The 289-nt window shown below is 67.8% G+C and carries 1 protein-coding gene; it reads left to right on the forward strand.

The window, feature by feature from the left end; all coding sequences use genetic code 11:
• Positions 1-289, forward strand: a 289-nt coding sequence (locus tag LQ326_RS47580; protein WP_234545434.1) for a condensation domain-containing protein, incomplete at both ends; no start/stop codon positions are given.

The raw sequence follows: 289 nt of genomic DNA on the forward strand, positions 1-289 counted from the left end.
ATGCGCAGCAGCGGATGTGGTTCCTCAACCGGATGGACGGCGCTGAGACCGAAGGCGCTGCCGCCTACAACCTTCCTTTCGCCCTGCGGCTCGCCGGCAGCGTCGACGTCGAGGTGCTTGAGGCTGCGCTGGGTGACATCGCCGATCGGCACGAGAGTCTGCGGACGGTCTTCCCGGATGCGGAGGGGGTGCCGTACCAGGAGATCCGTGAGGGTGTCGAAGGCCGTCCTCGGCTCCAGGTGGTGGAGGCTGGTGAGGGCTGGCGTGCGGTCATGCGGGAGGAGACCGT

Origin of the sequence: Streptomyces shenzhenensis (assembly GCF_021462265.1) — a bacterium.
GTDB lineage: Bacteria > Actinomycetota > Actinomycetes > Streptomycetales > Streptomycetaceae > Streptomyces > Streptomyces shenzhenensis.